General features: G+C 54.0%; 15 protein-coding genes. 6 read left to right on the forward strand and 9 right to left on the reverse strand.

Features of this window, described 5'->3' with window-relative positions; translation table 11 throughout:
* Positions 1-40: 40 nt before the first annotated feature.
* Genes ACN0V1_RS00840 through ACN0V1_RS00860 form a run of 5 tightly spaced genes read right to left on the reverse strand, consistent with a single transcriptional unit; the run spans position 41 to position 4,226 of the window.
* Entirely contained in the window at positions 41-817 is a 777-nt protein-coding gene (locus tag ACN0V1_RS00840; RefSeq protein WP_417543627.1) for an SDR family NAD(P)-dependent oxidoreductase, read from the reverse strand.
* Complete coding sequence (locus tag ACN0V1_RS00845) at positions 817-1,995, reverse strand: acyl-CoA dehydrogenase family protein (protein WP_417543168.1); 1,179 nt, start codon at positions 1,993-1,995, stop codon at positions 817-819. Before ACN0V1_RS00845 ends, ACN0V1_RS00840 begins: the two co-directional genes overlap by 1 nt.
* Before the next feature lie 58 nt (positions 1,996-2,053).
* Positions 2,054-2,776, reverse strand: a complete 723-nt coding sequence (locus ACN0V1_RS00850; RefSeq protein ID WP_417543169.1) for a histidine phosphatase family protein — start codon at positions 2,774-2,776, stop codon at positions 2,054-2,056.
* The gene (locus tag ACN0V1_RS00855; protein WP_417543170.1) at positions 2,776-3,165 is read right to left on the reverse strand and encodes a DUF6285 domain-containing protein; all 390 of its coding nucleotides are present in this window, start codon (positions 3,163-3,165) and stop codon (positions 2,776-2,778) included. The genes ACN0V1_RS00850 and ACN0V1_RS00855 overlap by 1 nt, the downstream gene beginning before the upstream one ends.
* Positions 3,162-4,226 carry a phosphotransferase family protein gene (locus ACN0V1_RS00860; protein ID WP_417543171.1) on the reverse strand — a complete coding sequence of 355 codons (1,065 nt, stop codon included), beginning with the start codon at positions 4,224-4,226 and terminating at the stop codon, positions 3,162-3,164. Before ACN0V1_RS00860 ends, ACN0V1_RS00855 begins: the two co-directional genes overlap by 4 nt.
* Positions 4,227-4,461: 235 nt before the next feature.
* Here ACN0V1_RS00860 and prpR point away from each other — a divergent pair, with 235 nt between their 5' ends.
* The 6 genes from prpR (at position 4,462) to ACN0V1_RS00890 (ending at position 12,699) form a co-directional block, all read left to right on the forward strand.
* Positions 4,462-6,426: a propionate catabolism operon regulatory protein PrpR gene (gene prpR, locus ACN0V1_RS00865; protein WP_417543172.1), complete on the forward strand. Its 1,965-nt coding sequence runs from the start codon at positions 4,462-4,464 to the stop codon at positions 6,424-6,426.
* A gap of 218 nt (positions 6,427-6,644) precedes the next feature.
* On the forward strand, positions 6,645-8,255 hold the full coding sequence (locus tag ACN0V1_RS00870; RefSeq protein ID WP_417543173.1) for a long-chain fatty acid--CoA ligase: 1,611 nt from the start codon (positions 6,645-6,647) through the stop codon (positions 8,253-8,255).
* A 52-nt stretch (positions 8,256-8,307) separates the two neighbouring features.
* Entirely contained in the window at positions 8,308-8,814 is a 507-nt protein-coding gene (locus ACN0V1_RS00875) for a TRAP transporter small permease subunit (protein WP_417543174.1), read from the forward strand.
* Positions 8,762-10,126, forward strand: coding sequence for a TRAP transporter large permease (locus tag ACN0V1_RS00880; protein ID WP_417543175.1), 1,365 nt, complete (start codon positions 8,762-8,764; stop codon positions 10,124-10,126). The genes ACN0V1_RS00875 and ACN0V1_RS00880 overlap by 53 nt, the downstream gene beginning before the upstream one ends.
* 29 nt (positions 10,127-10,155) lie before the next feature.
* Positions 10,156-11,220 (forward strand): TRAP transporter substrate-binding protein, encoded by a 1,065-nt coding sequence (locus tag ACN0V1_RS00885; protein WP_417543176.1) that lies wholly within the window; start codon positions 10,156-10,158, stop codon positions 11,218-11,220.
* A 396-nt stretch (positions 11,221-11,616) separates the two neighbouring features.
* On the forward strand, positions 11,617-12,699 hold the full coding sequence (locus ACN0V1_RS00890) for an alpha/beta hydrolase (protein WP_417543177.1): 1,083 nt from the start codon (positions 11,617-11,619) through the stop codon (positions 12,697-12,699).
* 61 nt (positions 12,700-12,760) lie between these two features.
* On the opposite strand, the gene ACN0V1_RS00895 is transcribed toward ACN0V1_RS00890, so the two are convergent.
* Genes ACN0V1_RS00895 through ACN0V1_RS00910 form a run of 4 tightly spaced genes read right to left on the reverse strand, consistent with a single transcriptional unit; the run spans position 12,761 to position 17,598 of the window.
* Positions 12,761-13,693 carry a formate/nitrite transporter family protein gene (locus ACN0V1_RS00895; RefSeq protein ID WP_417543178.1) on the reverse strand — a complete coding sequence of 311 codons (933 nt, stop codon included), beginning with the start codon at positions 13,691-13,693 and terminating at the stop codon, positions 12,761-12,763.
* 41 nt (positions 13,694-13,734) lie between these two features.
* Entirely contained in the window at positions 13,735-14,463 is a 729-nt protein-coding gene (locus ACN0V1_RS00900; RefSeq protein WP_417543179.1) for a molecular chaperone DnaJ, read from the reverse strand.
* Positions 14,464-14,509: 46 nt separating this feature from the next.
* The gene (locus ACN0V1_RS00905) at positions 14,510-15,217 is read right to left on the reverse strand and encodes a VWA domain-containing protein (protein ID WP_417543180.1); all 708 of its coding nucleotides are present in this window, start codon (positions 15,215-15,217) and stop codon (positions 14,510-14,512) included.
* Positions 15,218-15,267: 50 nt separating this feature from the next.
* Positions 15,268-17,598 (reverse strand): EAL domain-containing protein, encoded by a 2,331-nt coding sequence (locus ACN0V1_RS00910; protein ID WP_417543181.1) that lies wholly within the window; start codon positions 17,596-17,598, stop codon positions 15,268-15,270.
* Positions 17,599-17,745: the final 147 nt, after the last annotated feature.

Consider the following 17,745-nt stretch of genomic DNA (forward strand, 5'->3'; position numbering starts at 1 on the left):
CCCTTCAGAACCCACCCAAACGTGCGGGCTCTGATGGGCCTTATAAGCCCGAGCAGGCGTGACCGTTATCAACCACTATTTCAGAACCCGTCATGGCTCTTCCTGCATCAGAAGCAAGAAGCAGGAGCGCACCATCCAGATCCTGGACCTGACAGAACTTCCGCGCCGGAATACGCTTTTTAAGTCGTTCCCCCGCGTCACTTTCCAGAAAATCCTGATTGATTTCAGTCATTACATAGCCAGGCGCCAATGAGTTGACTCGAACACCATGTCGCGCCAGCTCCAACGCCATAGAACGAGTCAGGTGAGCCAGGCCAGCCTTGGCCGCGCAGTAGGGTCCGACACCACCCGCCAGCCGAGTCGCCAGAATGGACGTAACATTAACAATACAGCCACCGCCATTCTGAGCCATTCTACGAGCACTTTCCTGAGCTACGATCCACGCGCCCTTGAGATTGGTCTGCACGATAGCGTCCCAATCGTCGTCGGTATAATCCAGCGCTGCCTTGGTATCGCTGACGCCGGCGTTGTTCACAACGACATCAATCCCGCCATACTGGCTGCAGAGCTCGTCAAGACAGGCAACAACTGACTCTCGTGAGGCAACATCCAGGGGCAAGGCCAAGGCAGTACCGCCCTCACTCTGAATATCCGCGACCAGCTCTTGGAGGCGATCAACCCGACGCGCGCCCACAACAACCTGAGCACCTGCTTTGGCCAGTGTTTTGGCAAAATGGCGCCCAAGCCCGCTTGACGCCCCTGTGACCAGCACACGCTTGCCGGCCAGACTGAAAAGATGATGACTATTCGACATGATTAACCTTTTGATTTGTCAGTGTTGCGAGCAAGAATTTTCCTTGCAAGACTCATCCGGTGAACCTCGTTCGGGCCATCATAGATGCGGAAGCCTCGGGCATCCTTAAAGATTCTCTCTACGATATTTTCCCCTGACACGCCTTGCCCGCCAAGAACCTGAACACTCCGGTCAATTACTCGCCAAATACTTTCGGAACTGATCACCTTGGCCATACTGGACTCGGTATTTCCGCGTTCACCTTTGTCCAGCACCCATGCGCAGTGCATGATAGCCAGCCGCGTAGTCAACATATCCATCTCGTTATCGGCCAGCATGAAGCCTACGCCCTGGTGCTCACCCAGGCGCTTTCCGAAAGATTCGCGTGTACTCGCATATCGACAGGCTTCGTCATGGGCCCGCTGAGCTGCTCCCAGCCAACGCATGCAATGGGTCAGCCTAGCCGGAGCCAGACGAACTTGCGCGTACCGAAATCCTTTGCCAATTTCGCCAAGTATATCGGTGGCTGGCACTCTAAGATTCTCGAAGCGTACGACGCCATGGCCGCCGGTGAAGCACGAGTCCATAACATCCATCATGCGGTCAACGTTAAAGCCGGGCCTGTCAGTATCTGTCAGAAACATGGTGGCGTTTCCATCGTCAGTTCGCGCCATGATGATCGCAAAAGTGGCCCCCTCTGCTCCGGTTATAAACCACTTTTTACCATTGATAATATAATCATCGCCGTCGCGGACAGCCGTTGTGTTGAGCATCGATGGGTCCGATCCTGCCCCCGGAGAAGGTTCAGTCATCGCAAAGCAGGAACGTGTTCTCCCTTCCACCAAAGGTCGTAGCCAGCGGTCTTTCTGCGCCTCTGAAGCCACCACATCCATCAGGTGAACGTTGCCCTCATCCGGCGCATGAATGTTAAGCGCTGTGGGCCCCAGCGGCGAATACCCGGCTTCCTCAAAGATCACAGCTTTCGCAACATGAGACAGTCCAGCACCGCCCATTTCACGCGAAGCATGCAGAGTAAGCAGTTCGTTTTTGCGCGCAAGGGCTACCAACTCATTTCGAAGTTCTTCGGTGGGGCCGTGGGCCGTCTGGCGCGGATCGGACTCCAGCGGCATCACTTCATCCCGGATAAAGCTGCGCACTTTCGCTTGCAGCGCCTTGAGCTCATCACTTAGTTCAAAATTCATAGTCATTTCCCAATCATTGGATTAATTAAAAACCGAGCACCGTGAACAGGCTTCGTTGTCACATCGACAACATGGATTGAGTTATTCGCTCCATCACTGTCGAGCGCTCACCGAATTTAATGGGGTTGCATGGAGTGTGGTTAAGGAGGCGCAAGTACGCTTTGACTGAACCATCAGCAATTGGGCGGTCTACATCTACAATATTGACGCAGGCATGATCCTGCTCAAGGAACGGCAGAGATGACAGATCCCCACTCATCAGCCACGAAATCAGAACCCGGTTGACGGCGTCATGGCTGGCAACCACCGCGTTCTGCCAATTCGGATCCGCAAGCAGAATGCGGAACCATGCGAGAACCCGTGCGCCGAAATCATCCCAGCGCTCGCCTCTCAGAAATCCTGCCCCAGGTTGTTGAGACCAGTGGTAAGCTTCGGCCACTTCCGTGTCGTAAGATTCTGGTGGCATCTGGCTGAGCCGCCCCGCCCGAATCTCTCTCAAGGCAGCGGTTGACTCCGTGAGGCAAGAATCTGACCGACCCGACAAAACCATCTCAAGCGTCTGAATCGCTCTGGGGTAGTCTGAGCTGATGGCTCTGTCGAATGTCACGCCTTGCAGTAAGCTGCTCGCCGCCTGCACCTGAGCTTCACCCTCAGCAGACAGAGGCACAGACCGGGGATCCAATGGATGACCTGCCGCGTCAAAATAGTTGACGTGTCCGTGCCGGATTAGGTACAGGCGGCGACGGCCTAAACCCTGGTAACGGTTCGGAGTTGAAGACATCAGCGTGTCCCCTCGGGCGGAGGCACAACTTTGGGATTACTGATCGCCAGCGCGTTCAAAACGACCTTCTGCAAAACCGCCTGCAGCTGTTTCTGTTTTTGCTCGGGGGCATCGAAAGAACCCGCCCGGATAGCGTCTTTCATGGCCTGCCGGGCACTCTCCAACGATGTTGAATCAATGGCAGCAGTCTCTGGCAACACCTCTGTATAGGCTGCGACTTCGTCCTGACTTACACTCGCCCCCATCTTCGCCTCGCGTGCCGCGATTCCCATCGCGCTGGCGATCATGCGCACCTCGTAACGTAAATGCTCCGAGACCGACGGGAAGACCTCGTTCATCAGAGTTTCCCGGGCCGCCTCAAGCAACTCACGCGCATCTGGACGATTCATGGTCGACCTCCCGTCAATGTCAAAATATTGTATTCAAGCTCCGGCACCAGCCGTCCTGTGAGTGCAAGCTCCAGGGAATGCTGCTTCCCGGAAAGATGTCGCTCGGCCTGCTGAACAGCCACTATGGCCCAACGAACGTGCGCCATAACCTGCCAGTAACGTAGCTCTTCCGGCGATATCTCTCGGGGACACACCTCCGAGTACCCGGCCATAACATCGCTCAGAGCACCAATACCACCGGCAACATGCTCATTCTTACCGAACCGCCAGCACTTTGCGGTTAGCCAACCTATGTCCTCACGCCAATCGCCCCAAGCGGTGAATTCCCAGTCGAGGATGCCTGACACTGCGCCCTGGTCCACCATGAAGTTACCGGTGCGAAAATCCCTATGAATGAGGCAAGATTCGGCCGGATCAGGCTTGTTCAAACGAAGCCAACGCAAACCCCACTCAATAACCGGAAATGCCCAGGGCAACTCATCCAGAAATCCCAGGTATTGCTCAATGGTTGCCTGAGCCGGATCCGCAACCGGTGCAGGCAGGAAGCCAAGCGCCTGCTGAGGCGGCTTTATGGAGTGCAGCTTCGCCAGGTTACGCCCAAGCTCACGGCAAAGAGCGGCTCGGTCAGGTACAAGCGAATCATCTTTGACCAAACGGTGGCCAGCGGCAGTGCCACCAACCGCTTGCATCACAAAAAACTCGCGACCAATAACACCCGGATCGGTGCAAAGCCAGAACGGCACAGGCACATCAACGCCGGCTTCGTGGACCGTTTTAAGTACGGCATACTCGTCCGTTCTGGACAGACTTACATCCACTACAGAAAGGGCGTCGGTCCGTAATACCCACCTGTGCTTTCCGGCTTTGGAGCCACCACTTACGTGAACATCCAACAGCCAGTTTTCCTGAATGGCGCCCCCGGAGAGCAACTCCATGTTGGTGATCCGTGCATCACTCTCCTGCAAGACACCGGACAAATAGTGCTCAAGGCTTTCCCGCCACCCCCAACGGTCCCCCGCAATACCATGCTGTGAACTTGAGCCACTCTGTGCAACATCCATTAGATACTCTCTTTTCGCAGATACGTTTCCATAAACTGCCTCCAGCAAACTCTGGGCCAACAAAGAGATGCGAAAATAAATACCTTAAAATCAATAAAGTAAAAAAAAATAGAGAGATGTATGGGCGACAGGCATCTCAGCGCTGGCGCAATCGTGAAACGTATAATTTCACTTTTGAAACGATTCGGTTCCAGCTACCATGGCCCCATAACCCCACGCAACGAAAGACGGATCCATGCCTGCAGAGCCCCGTAAACCCCGCATCATCGCACTGATAAACCATCTCACTTTCGACGGTCATCCGAGCAAGTTAACGCTAACATTGAACGAGATACTGCCTCGCTACGAACAACAAGCGGATATACAGATTGTAGAGACGTCGGTCGACAAGCTGCTTGCAACGGCTAAATCCATAGAGCGGGAGCAGCGCGCTGACATCCTGATCTGCTCCGGTGCATCTGCAGAATTTTTGCGGAAGAAAATTTCTATCACCATTCTCTCGTTCAGAATGGGTGAGTACGACCTGATCCGCGCCATTAACCTTGCCAAGGAGCGCGGCACCAAAGCCGGCATTCTTACGCACCAGCGCACCTTGAAAGAGCTTGAGGAAATGTCCTCACTATTCACTGTCGAGGTCTCGCAGGCAATCTATACCTCGCTACAGGATGCACGCGAGAAAGTTCGCACTTTTGTTGATCAAGGCTATCGCGTCATCATCGGCTCCCCAACCGTCGTTGAACTGGCCGAAGCCGCCGGCGCGGAAGGCGTCTTCGCCATCAATGCTGACGCTGTTCGCCTGACACTCGATGATGCGCTTGCCATATGCCACAGCCGCGCAGCCGAAGCCCAAAGGCACCGGCGCATTCATGCGGTCCTGAAAAATCTGAACGAAGGAGTCATTGCACTAGACGCAACAGGCACGGTCTTTTCCGTAAACAACAGCATGAACACCTTGCTACAACCTGACCAGCCAATCTCCATCGGAGATCGCGCCATCGAACACTTTCCCGACATTGATATAGAAGGCGTATTGACGACGGGAACCTCGATTGAAAGTCACCTGAGCTCTCGAGGAAGTCAGCGCCTGGCAATTAGCGTCCTTCCTATTATGGAAGGAGGGCAGATAGACGGAGCAATACTGACGTGCCAGGAAATACGGGAAATCCAACGGGCTGAGCGTCGATTGCGCTCCCAAAGTCGCCCCAGCCACTTCATTGCCAGATATCACTTTGAACAACTGACAGGCGAGGAACACACGTTTCAACAAGCAGTCCGCCTGGCAAAGCTGTACGCCCACTCCAACTCGACTGTGCTGATTACCGGAGAGACCGGCACCGGGAAAGAGCTGTTCGCCCAAAGCATTCATAACGCCAGCAACAGGCAACAGATGCCGTTCGTCGCGATCAACTGCGCGGCCTTCCCTGAAACCCTGCTTGAGAGCGAACTGTTTGGTTATGACGAAGGGGCCTTTACCGGCAGTCGCAAAGGCGGGAAGCCGGGGTTGTTCGAGGCCGCACACAACGGCACTATTTTCCTCGATGAAATTGGCGATATGCCGATTCATCTTCAGACCCGCTTGCTTCGGGTTTTACAAGAGCGCCAGGTTCTCCGCCTGGGAGGCTCGGAGCCCACTCCCATCAACATCCGGGTCATTGCAGCCACCCACCGGGATCTACAGCAAGAAATCGCCAATAACCGGTTTCGTGAAGACCTGTTCTACCGTCTGAACATCCTCAGAATATCGGTCCCGCCCTTGCGCCAGCGCGCCTCCGACATTCCACATCTCACCAAGTTGCTAACCAAAAACCTCGCCGGAGGCAACATCGACCGCGAACAGGCGGCTAATGAGATACTGAATACACTCATGCCCCGCCTGATGAATCATAAGTGGAGTGGCAACATTCGCGAGCTCGAAAACCTGATAGAACGCGCTTTTCTGATGAGCCAGTTCCCTGGCGAATCGCAACCACTTGAGGCCCTGTTTCCAGAGCTGTTCTCAGCGCCAACAGAGCATCATGCAATGTTAAACGCCCCGAAGGAAAGCCTGCACAATTTCGGCAAAGCCGCCGAGATAACGCTCATCCAGGAAACTCTCGACGCTCACGATGGCGATATGGCGAAAACTGCAAAAGCGCTTGGCATTAGCCGTTCTACCCTCTGGCGCAGGCTTCGTCAGCCCCAGGCGAAAACCCAAAACTGAAACGCTCAACCAAAAAAATGCAACATGCGTTTCAAATTTGAAACAAAGCCGCTTCTGTTAAACCGCCCCCCTTTATAGGCTCCAGCCCCGCCAATCGCGGGTTTCAACGCGTCGTCGCAAACGGGCATACATTTTGCTGAGTTCGATCTCAACTATTTATTCATCGTACCGTGGCAACGTGAAGTAGCCCTTTTTAAAACAAAAACCGGAGGCCTGTCTTGAAAGGTTTAATGATGGATGCTCCTCTGAGCATTAAAACAATAATATCCCATGCGGAAATGGTCGCCGCCGATACCAAACTCATTTCCCGCCGCGCAGATGGCAGCATCTCCAGACTGACTTACAGCGACGCCTTCGCTCGAGCAACTAAACTGGCAAATGCCCTGGACCGCCTGGAGCTGAACCCCGAAGCAAGAGTCGGCACTCTTGCCTGGAACGACCACAGGCATTTCGAGCTGCACTACGCTATTCCCTGCACTGGCCGCATCTGTCACACCATCAACCCGAAACTGTTCCCCGAACAGGTTAAATTTATTGTTAACGATGCACAGAACGAAGCGCTGTTCATCGATCCGGAGTTCATCCCGATGATCGAAGCGATGCAAGATCATCTTCCGTCAGTAAAACACTGGATAGCGCTATGTACGGCCAATAACCTGCCGCAGAGCACGTTACCGAATCTACAAGCCTATGAAAGCCTGCTGGGCCGAGAGCAGGAAAGCTATGACTGGCCTGTTCTGGATGAAAATCGGGCCAGCAACCTGTGTTACACATCAGGCACCACGGGCGATCCAAAAGGCGTACTGGGGAGCCACCGAAGCATTGTTTTGCAATGCATGTCACAGAACATGGCGAGCCAACTGGGCCTGACATCCGGCGACGTTGTAATGCCTCTGGTCCCTATGTTCCACGTTAATGCCTGGTGCATGCCATACAGCGCCCCCATGGCTGGAGCAGCTCTGGTACTGCCTGGCCCACACGTGTCGGATGCACAGGCGATGACCGACCTTATCAACCAGGAACAGGTTACTTTCTCACTTGCAGTACCGACACTTTGGAATAGCATTAACCTGTTCCTGAACACCTCCGGAACTCGCATCCCGAGCCTTGCCCGAGGCGTTATCGGGGGCGCTGCAGGCGCAATGCAGCTTTATGACGAAATGGATCGCCATGGCGTCAGACTGGAAAACGGCTGGGGGATGACTGAGCTCAGCCCCATCGGAAGTTACAACCGCTACTTACCCGAACACGATCAACTCCCCGACGATGCCCGGGCAGACCAGCGCCTAAAATCCGGCCGTCCATTATTCGGCATCCAGATGCGAATCGTTGATGAAGACGGGAACACCCTACCCCATGACGGAGAAACCACCGGCGTTCTGGAAATCCGTGGTCCGTGGGCATGTAGCGCCTATTATGGCAAGCCGCGAGAGCATGACTGGTTCAACACTGGCGACGTAGCGACTATTGATCCCTTGGGTTATATGCGCATCACAGACCGGGTGAAAGACGTCATCAAATCCGGAGGGGAGTGGATCAGCTCCATTGAAATTGAAAATGCAGTCATGTCACACCCCGGGGTTCGCGAGGCCGTTGTCATCGGCGTTGCTCATCAGCATTGGAGTGAGCGCCCCCTTCTCATTGTTGTGCCTGAAGAAACGTATCCTTCACTAGCTCCCGAGCAACTGTTGAGCTTCCTCGAGGGGAAGATCCCCAAGTGGTGGATACCGAACGCCTGTGAGTTTGTTGACACTCTGCCTCACACCGCCACCGGCAAAGTGAGCAAGAAAATGCTACGCGAAAATTTTTACCGCTATCAGTGGGCCTGATGTCTCGCGACCAAAATTCAGAACGGGTCCCATTAAAATAATAGAGAACGCTATGAATCCTTTAAGAATCATTGAAACGTTCAACCTGCTCGCCGGAAAGCTATTCAGCTTTTTCGTTTTCATAGGTATGGCTATCGTAGTTTACGAGGTCATCGCAAGATACGTCTTCAACGCGCCGTCGGTGTGGGCACCGGGTTACACGCAGCGTGTATTTGCAGCCTACTTCATCCTGATCGGCGCCTACACCCTGATAAAAGGCGGGCACGTACGAGTCGATGTTTTGCTCAATACCCGGTCACCCCGGTGGAATGCCTTTGCGGACATGATCAATTATTTGGCCCTGGCTTTCTGGACCACGGCCCTGACCTACGAGGCCTGGTTTTACTTTCTGGATGCCTGGGAGTTCAACGAATTAGACGCCAGTGCTTTGCGCCACCCTATGTGGCCGGTGAATCTGGCACTCCTCATCGGGACAGCTCTCATTCTGATCCAGGGCCTGAGTGGCCTTGTGGCATCCACAATCCAGTTCATCAATCCAAAACAACAAAGCAAAGGGTAAGTCCATGTCACCAGAACTTTTAACCGCTGGTATGTTTGGTCTTCTGCTCGCCTTTATCATAGCTGGCGTGTCGCTCGCTTTCGCTCTGGGTGCAGTCGCTACCATTTTTATATTGATCATGAACGGCACAGGCGGCCTGTTTCCTATTCTATCTGCCACCTTTGCCAGTATGTGGTCGATCTCACTAGCCGCCATCCCTTTGTTCGTCATGATGGGGATATCGCTCGGAAAGTCGAAAATAGCGACAGATCTGTACCGAGCATTTTACCTTTGGTCCGGAAAAGTTAACGGCGGGCTGCTGGTGGGCACCACTGGTTTCGCTTCCCTTCTTTCTGCCATGACCGGCAGCTGCGCGGCTTCAACACTCACTACAGGCATGGTGGGAATGCCTGCCATGGAAAAGCACGGCTACGATAAAAAACTCGTGCTTGGCACGATCGGGGCAGCAGGCACCCTCGGCATTCTGATCCCTCCCTCCATTACATTGATTGTTATCGGCATGAGTACCGGGCTTTCGATCGGCAAGCTGTTCATGGGCGGGTTGATTGCAGGGCTGGGCATGCTGGTTGTCATTCTTGGCTATGTCATTGTGACAGCGAATCTGCGGCCCGAAAAAGCGCCTGCTTCAGCTGAAAGCGTCCCCATGAGTGAGAAAATTCGCTCGCTGCGCTCCATTGTTCTTCCAATGGTCATTATTTCAGTGGTGCTGCTGTCGATATTCCTCGGCATGGCAACGCCAACGGAAGCTTCAGCCGTGGGTGCCGCGGCAGTTCTAGCCGCAATTGCCATTCGGGGTGAGCTTAACTGGAGCTTTATCAAAGATGTCAGTTATTCAACGGCCACCATGAGCGGCATGGTTATATGGATTATTTTTGGCGCCAGCGCGTTTGTCTCCGTTTACTCGGCTGCCAATGGCATCAACTTTGTGCAGTCATTTTTGTTGTCTCTGGAGATCTCTCCCTGGCTTCTTATTTTGGTCATGCAGGGGGCCGGGTTCATTCTCGGAATGTTCCTGGACCCCATCGGCATTATCCTGCTGGTGATGCCCATCTTCATGCCTGTTGTCGTCGAGCTCGGCTTCGACCCCATCTGGTTCGCTGTTATCTTTCAGCTGAATCTATGTGTGGGTTACATTTCACCGCCCTTTGGATACAACATCTTTTATCTCAAAACCCTCAGCCCGCAGACCCCTATCCTGGATCTTTATAAAAGTGTGTTGCCCTATGTTGTATTAATGATTCTTTTCGGAATTTTTCTCCTCGCGTTTCCTTCCATCCTTACGGAAGGCGTGAACTTACTCACTAAAGCCTGATACCTATTACAACAACGAGAGAAACTGATATGAAAGATACAAAGACAATAAACCGTCGTAAATTTTTGTCCACCGGCACCGCTGCCGCAGCTACCGTCGCGGCACTCGGCTTCTCTGCGCCAGCAGTAATCGCCTCTCCCAAACAGAAAATCAAATGGAAGATGCAAACTCACTGGCCTACCGGAAACTGGTATTACGATCCGATCTTTAATGGATTGGCGCGCCGCATCGAAGAAGCTACCAACGGTGAGCTTGAGATCGAAACGCATCAACCCAACTCCATAGTATCCACTGGAGATGTTCTGCGTGGGGTCCGTCGCGGAACACTGGACGGCGCACTTATTTATCCCGCCTACTGGGTCGGAGACATTCCAGCAGCGGGCCACCTCAACGGTAACTTCGGAACCTGGGATTCCCTTGAGGAAATGCAATTTTTCATGCACGACATGGGCGCGCTCAACATTATCCGCGAAGCCTACGCCACTCGGGGAATTTATCAGGTAGGTCCGATTTCGAATGGTGGCACGGCCATCTACAGTAACAAGCGCCTTGAAACACCAAAGGATTTCGAAGGTTTCAAAGTTCGCTCAAACGGCAGTTCCGCGCAAGTATTTGAAAAAATGGGCGCAGCGCCCGTTTCTATCAGCGGGGGCGAGCTTTACCAGGCCCTTCAGACTGGCGTGGTCGACGGTGCGCACTGGGGTGGCGTCTCTGCCGGATGGGGGATGAACCTGCAGGAGGTAAACAAATATATTATCCAACCGAACCTCGCATCTCATCAAAACAGTGAAGTATTTGTTTCCCTGAAATCGTGGAACAAGCTGGGATCGGATTTCAAAAAAGTCATCGAAGATGCTGTTCTGGCAACACACCTCGAAGCCGCCGGGATGTTCATGATGAGAGACCTGCAGCGAATGCAGGAATTCAAGACCAAATACAACGGAGAAATTGTTCAATTGAACAGCGACGCGGTAGCACTGCTCCGTTCGAAATCTCTCGAGGTGGTCGACGAAATATCCAATCGCGATCCAGAATACTCAGGCAGAATTGGTGCCCTTTTGCGAGAGTTTATGGAGCTCACTGGCAAGGTATAAACATCTCAGTCTAGTGGCTGAGCAGCACTCTGCCCTCGGAAAACCACCGGGGGCGCTCAGCCAGGGCAGTCATAAAAAGAGAAGGCCTGCTTTTGGCACCTCACTGAAGACCAAGGCCACACTTTCCAGGAAATCGTTCATGTGTAAACGCAGCCTGGTCACGTATGGCCACTCAGGCAACTGGAATCAGAAATGGACGGGTGTAAGAACCTCGGAGAGCAAACTGATAGCATTACTGGATGGTGCGCTGCTTTTCTAAGTCTACGGGGTAATTCTCGCAGAGTGAGCGCGGAGTCTGAAACATTGAGGACTTGCCACAGATCCATGTGAGGGTTATGAGTAAACCAGCATGACCGCTCACCGACGAACTGCCATGAAACCACACAAGGATTACTCATGATTTTCGGAATCGCCTGGTTCGCAATTATGTGGTTTGGTCTGATAATGGTCGCACTGGTGGCTGCCGTGGTGTTTTTACGGCGTCGTAAACGCGATGTCCGGGATGAACGTGAAACAGCCATTCGCCCCGAACAAAGCGAAGCCCGCCAGCAAGTGCTTGAAATGGTCAGGGGAATGCATACTGCAGCTGACGGCCTCCATGGCCGGGCTCGGGCAAAGGCGCTGCGACGCTACATGGATAGCATGAGCGACGAGCTGGAACTCGTCTCGGAAACTCGCGCCCCAGCAAGCGGCGGGCCCAAGGGGGAGTGGGTGATAGCTCCCGGATCAGAGCCCAACCGCCGGATTCTCTACATTCACGGCGGTTCCTGGATCGCCGGCAGCCCCAAAAGCCATCGCGCCATCACTGACCGGTTGTCGAGGCTGACCAATGCTTGCGTATTTGCCATTGATTACCGGCTAATGCCGGAAAACCGTTATCTGGACGGTATTATCGACTGCCAGCAGGCATACCGCTGGATACTCGACAACGGCCCGGACGAGAAAGCTCCGGCAGATTTCGTGGTGGTCGCCGGGGACTCTGCGGGTGGAAGTCATACTCTTGGGCTGATTGCCTGGATACGAGACCAGGGGCTGCAACCACCGGACGCTGCGGTTGCGCTGTCGCCGTCTACCGAGCTCATGCTCACGTCGCTGGGCAAACGAGCCAACCTGAAAACCGATGCCATGCTGGGGCCAACCGTTGAGAAACTGGCTCAGATACCTCTTCCGCTTCTGTGGTGGGGCACGGTTTTGGGTTTCCGGGTATTACCTACCAACCCGATGGCATCACCCCTGCGTGGCGATCTCCATAATCTCCCGCCAACCCTCATTCACGTCAGTGAATCGGAGCTACTGCTGGAAAACGCCCAACGATATGTTGCAAAAGCGCAGGCGGCTGGCTCACCGGCGGAAATAAAAACCTGGCCCGACATGGTTCATGTGTGGCATCTGTTTACACCCCTGTTGCCAGAGGCGGAAGAGGCGTTCGAGCACATCGGGGAATTTCTGACGCGGGTGGAAGCCAGCTCAGCGAAATAGAATCGAGGCGTCTCTCTATAAGCCCTATGAGAAAAGCCACACTTCTTCCACGCATTCCGCGTCACATTTCTTCATGAACCTGACCATAGGCCAGCATCGCGAACAACCCTGTGCCGCCGAGAATGTTGCCGAGGAGTACAGGGGAAATATGGTAGATCAACGCGTTAACCATATTCATTTCCCCACTGAGCACCAGGATAAAAATCTCATTTGACCCGGCAATAACATGGGTAAAATCACCCGCTGCGATCAACCAGGTGAACATGACGATAACCAGCACTTCAGATCTCTTCGCCGAAGGCAGCATCCACACTAATGCCGCTATAAAAAACCCTGATGGTATACCACGTAAAAATGTCTCGGCCGGAGTCAGCTTCGCTAAATGGTGCGATATCTCCATAATTGCCGCGAGGGTTTCGGCGGGAAGGATGCCCCCATGAACGCCGATGGCGGCAGTAAGAAACGTGCCACACAAATTGGCCGCGAGCACTATTCCCCAAAGGCGCGCGGCGCAATAGAACCGGTTGCGCGTCGGGTCAGCAAGAACCGGCAGCACAACCGTGATCGTGTTTTCAGTAAACAGTTGAAGCCGGCACAGGATGACCAGAACAAATCCGAATGAGTAGCCGAGGCTCTCAATCAACGTCAGGTACGGGTGATCCGAGCCAAGATTGGAGCGAATAATGCCTTCAACAAGGACTGAGGTCGAAATCCCGACTCCGGCCGCCACACCCGACCACCAGAGTGAGATGTTCGGGCGTCGAAGCTCGTCTTCGCCCTCACGCAGGATGATAGAGTAAACCGTCAGCGGCGACAGATTGCCATGCTCGGATACGGTATCGCGCTCTTTCGGAGTCAGTGACTTTTCGGCCGACGTGGGCGTCTGCTCGCGGGATTCTCGATCCCGAACCTTGGCACGAGTCTCTTGTTCTTCCGCAGCTTCCTCGGCCTTCTTTTTGGCGGAGGTATTCGGACCGGCGTCCCCGTCTCTCATTTAACTGTCCTTTAGCGATCCAGTAGGTTCCATTATGTCTCTCAGCTCAGCAGTCGCTCTTTGGCTTCGTTCACACGGGCAGCGAGATAGTTACTGCCACCATGGTCCGGGTGTATTTTTTGCATCACCCGGCGGTGGGCCTGGATGATCTGATCCCGACTGGCACCCGCCTCCAGCCCCAGGATATCCAGGGCTTCGCTGTCGGTGAGATGGTCGCCGCTACCAGAATTTTCACCCTCACTGTTTCCTGCGCTGTCATCACCCGCCGGGTCGTCAGCACGCCAGGAATCCCCGAAGCGACGGTCCAGATAGGTTTCCAGAAGCCGGACAGAGTCCTCGTCATGGTGCCGGCAATACTGCAATAATTCGATAAATTCATTCTCGCCCAGATCCGCCAGCGACCGCCCGGCCATGGGGCCTTTCAATATCTCACCGCTCATGGTTCCGGAGTCATGGTCCAGAGTCATGTCGAGGATCTCGCTGGCAACATGAGACTGGCTGCCCGGTTTGGCCTTGGCTCCACCCATTCCCAAGCCCGCCACCCGACCCATCAACAAAGAAGGCAGCACCCGGCGCAACAGTGGAAACAGGAAAACCAGCAAGGCAAACAGGATGTTCAAACGACCGGTAACAGCCAAAAGAGCCAATATCAGAACGCTGGCAATCAACGCCAGCTTTATAATAGCTGGTTTTCGTTGGCTGGGCGGCTGGTTGCGTAGCCAGACCCATGCAACAACCGTTATTACGATAACCAGAAGCGTTAGTGGCACACGGATACTCCGGGCCAATTGGCCCACCGGTTGATTGAAACAAGCGCTATCTGATCTGCTGAGTCAAACGCTTAACCTCTGCGGAGCTACGGCTGGAATAATCCTGCAAAGCCTTGACTCCCCCGGAAGCATAGACCGCAACAGCGGCCATAAGATCCTTCAGGACCTGAGGGCTGTTACGATCAAAGGGCGCATAGGCACCTCCCGACAACTTGCTCACCTGTTGGAATACGGCTTTGGCGTGTGCGTCGGTGCCCTCGTGGAACATGAACACCGGGGTTTTCAACATGCCCAGCTCGCCGGCAACATGACAGAGTTCGTCCGCCGGCTCCTCACAACAATCCCCGATAAACACCACAGCCTTGACGGCCTTTGCCCGGGTTTCTTCTCTGGCGTGCGCCAGCACCCTGCTAATCTGGGTACGCCCGCCCAGACAGGTAACGCCATTCATCAGGCTAAGCAACTGGCCGGTCTCGGTGACAAAACCCGTGGCCTTGAACTCCCTGAAACCGCGGTAATAACAGAGCTGAATCGCCAGGCCGCCAAGATCCCTGGTCGCCAGGAAAAGCTCACTCTGCAAGTGGCAAGCCTGATCCCAGGTAGCATCCCGGCTGGCGGTGGCATCCAGGGCAAAGATCAGCCTGCCCTGCTCGCCACCTCGCCCCCCACCTTGCTGAGGCAGCTTGCGAACCTGTTGGATAAACTGGTCGATGGACTGTTTATCGGATTTGGTGCGGAGCTCTTTGTCAGACATATGCGTTAGCACCTCCCTCGTCCCGCCAAAAACGGATATCGATGCAACCTCTATATTAGCTTGAGAGTCGCAGTAAGTTGTCGATTCTTCAAAAACCGCGTCATCTCAGCCACTGGCAACGGCCGGCAGAGCAGATAACCCTGCAGCTGATCACAGCCTTCACCCGCAAGACGAGCTGCCTGCTCCGGAGTTTCGACGCCCTCGGCGGCTGAGCGCAACCCCAGGCTTTTGGCGATAAACAGAATGGCCGATACGATGGCGGCATCCTTGGGATCAACAAGCATATCCCGCACGAAGCCTTTATCGATCTTGAGCTTGTCTATGGGCAATTCCTGCAGAAGACTCAAGGATGAGTAACCGGTACCAAAATCATCCAGAGAAATCGTTACGCCTTTTTTACGCATCCTGTCCAGATCGTCGATCACCTCTGGTCTGATCTTCATAAGAGCGGTTTCGGTAATTTCCAGCTCCAGCTGCCTGGGGTGAAGCCCGTTATCCTTCAGTACCTGACCGACAATAGTGGCAAGATCCTGGCGCTGTAGCTGTATGGCAGAGACATTAACAGATACAAAGGCATCGGTGAGCCCCTCAGCCTGCCAGATACTTAATTGACGCCCGGCATCACGCAGAACCCATTCGCCAATCGGCAGAATCAACCCGCTGTCCTCGGCGATTGGAATAAACCGGGCCGGGGGAATAATCCCCTCAAGTGGGTCATTCCAGCGCAGCAGAGCCTCCAGCCCAACGATCTTACCTGTCCTGGCCTGCACCAGCGGCTGATAATAAAGCTCTAACTCGTTATTGCTTAACGCATGTCTCAACCTGCTTTCGAGCGAGATCTGTTCGAACACGGCAAGATTGTAGGAAGCGGAATAGAACTGGAAATTATTACGCCCCTGCTCTTTTGCCTGATACATGGCGGCATCGGCACGCTTTATCAGATCATCCACCTCAGTACCGTCATCGGGAAACAGTGAAATACCAATACTGCAGCTGCTGTATATCTCCTTATCACCGAAATGGAACGGTAGCTTCATGATATCGAGAATACGTGAGGCAACTCTGGCCGCATCCTTTGAACTGTTGATTCTGGATAACAGAACAACGAACTCGTCGCCACCCAGGCGAGCGAGAACATCCGACGTGTTTTGAGGGGTTTCGCGGTGGATGACATCTTCCTCACGCCGGACTGAAGTGAGACGGGTTGCCATTTCCTTGAGTAGTTGATCGCCCACCTGATGACCCAGGGTGTCGTTGACCCGTTTGAAGTTGTCCAGGTCGAGAAACAGTACCGCCATCTTGCCGTTATCCCGGCGAGCGAGAGAGATCATGTGGCGCAGATTTTCGTGGGCCTGGAATCGATTTGGCAAGCCGGTCAGACTGTCGTGGTAAGCCAGGCGCTCGATCTTGATGCGTGATTTTTCCAGGTTGCCTGCCATTTCCTGAAAACTCATCACCAACTGGCCCAACTCGTCTTTGGTTGATAACGCGATCTTTGGTGCCAGGTTTCCATCACCGATCTCACGAACTGCCACCATCAACTGTTTCAATGGGTAAACCATAAGAAAATTCATGGCAATCAACAGCACGATTATCATCAGAACCACGGTGCCGAGTATGACCCAGGCGACAATATTCCCCAGCCGCTGGCTTTCTTCAAGCAGCTCCCACTCCGGCAGCACACCGACCAACAGCAGGCCTTCGTGCAGGCGCCGGGTCGCCAAAAGACTATCTGTCTCTTGATAGGATGCCGGCACAAGCTGCTTACTTTCTTCCGCCTTCAAGACCTTATTCAATAGCGACGCCGGTAGTTGCTGACCCAACCGGGAGGGATCCTGATGGAGTAGAATCTTGCCGCCTTCATTGACGACAAGCGCATGGCCGTTTTTGCCAATCCGGCTAGTGACCATCTGCTCCGCCATGAAATCCAGCCCCATAGTGACCACTAGATAACCGCGTAGCGTCGGATTGCTGTTGAGCGGGTCCTGAGTGGCCAGGTCGATCAGTCGAATGGGTCGCGCGACCTGCAGCGAGATCGCACTGCTCTCAGGTGGATTGGAAACCTGAACGAATGTCTCGCCGTCAAACCGGCTGAGCTCCTGAAAGAACGGTGTATCGCCTTCCTCTTCAGTGGCATTTGGTATCCGCATCAATGTGGTACGAGCATCCTCGTAGCCATCCGGTAGCAGGTAGCGGATCTCGGAGTAATCGGGATAGGCGCGCAGATAACTGGAGAACAACTTCATCAGGGAAGGCAGCATCAACACATACCGTTCTTCCTCGTCTTGCGTCAGCGCATATGTACGCATTAACGAAGAGTCGGCAAACAGCTCGACGTTAGCTTCGACAACGCCCCGACGCCTCTGAAAGTTATACGTCATTTGATCCATCAGCGTCGTTATCTGGCTCGAGCTGCGTTCTACCGCCGTCGAGTGCATCTGGTCATAAGCAAACCACCCCAGGACCAATAGCGGAATCACCGCTAAGGGTACGACAACTAATAAAACCTTGGCATGAAGGCGCATAGG

Origin of the sequence: Marinobacter sp. (assembly GCF_048266785.1) — a bacterium.
In the GTDB taxonomy this organism is placed as follows: Bacteria; Pseudomonadota; Gammaproteobacteria; order Pseudomonadales; family Oleiphilaceae; genus Marinobacter.

Coding starts and splice junctions, on each gene's coding strand:
- ACN0V1_RS00855 (WP_417543170.1), bottom strand. CDS start 3,165: ATGAATCGTCCAGATGCGCGTGAGTTGCTTGAGGCGGCCCGGGAAACT.
- ACN0V1_RS00910 (WP_417543181.1), bottom strand. CDS start 17,598: ATGACGTATAACTTTCAGAGGCGTCGGGGCGTTGTCGAAGCTAACGTC.
- ACN0V1_RS00860 (WP_417543171.1), bottom strand. CDS start 4,226: ATGGATGTTGCACAGAGTGGCTCAAGTTCACAGCATGGTATTGCGGGG.
- prpR (WP_417543172.1), top strand. CDS start 4,462: ATGCCTGCAGAGCCCCGTAAACCCCGCATCATCGCACTGATAAACCAT.
- ACN0V1_RS00890 (WP_417543177.1), top strand. CDS start 11,617: ATGATTTTCGGAATCGCCTGGTTCGCAATTATGTGGTTTGGTCTGATA.
- ACN0V1_RS00845 (WP_417543168.1), bottom strand. CDS start 1,995: ATGAATTTTGAACTAAGTGATGAGCTCAAGGCGCTGCAAGCGAAAGTG.
- ACN0V1_RS00885 (WP_417543176.1), top strand. CDS start 10,156: ATGAAAGATACAAAGACAATAAACCGTCGTAAATTTTTGTCCACCGGC.
- ACN0V1_RS00905 (WP_417543180.1), bottom strand. CDS start 15,217: ATGTCTGACAAAGAGCTCCGCACCAAATCCGATAAACAGTCCATCGAC.
- ACN0V1_RS00875 (WP_417543174.1), top strand. CDS start 8,308: ATGAATCCTTTAAGAATCATTGAAACGTTCAACCTGCTCGCCGGAAAG.
- ACN0V1_RS00850 (WP_417543169.1), bottom strand. CDS start 2,776: ATGTCTTCAACTCCGAACCGTTACCAGGGTTTAGGCCGTCGCCGCCTG.
- ACN0V1_RS00895 (WP_417543178.1), bottom strand. CDS start 13,693: ATGAGAGACGGGGACGCCGGTCCGAATACCTCCGCCAAAAAGAAGGCC.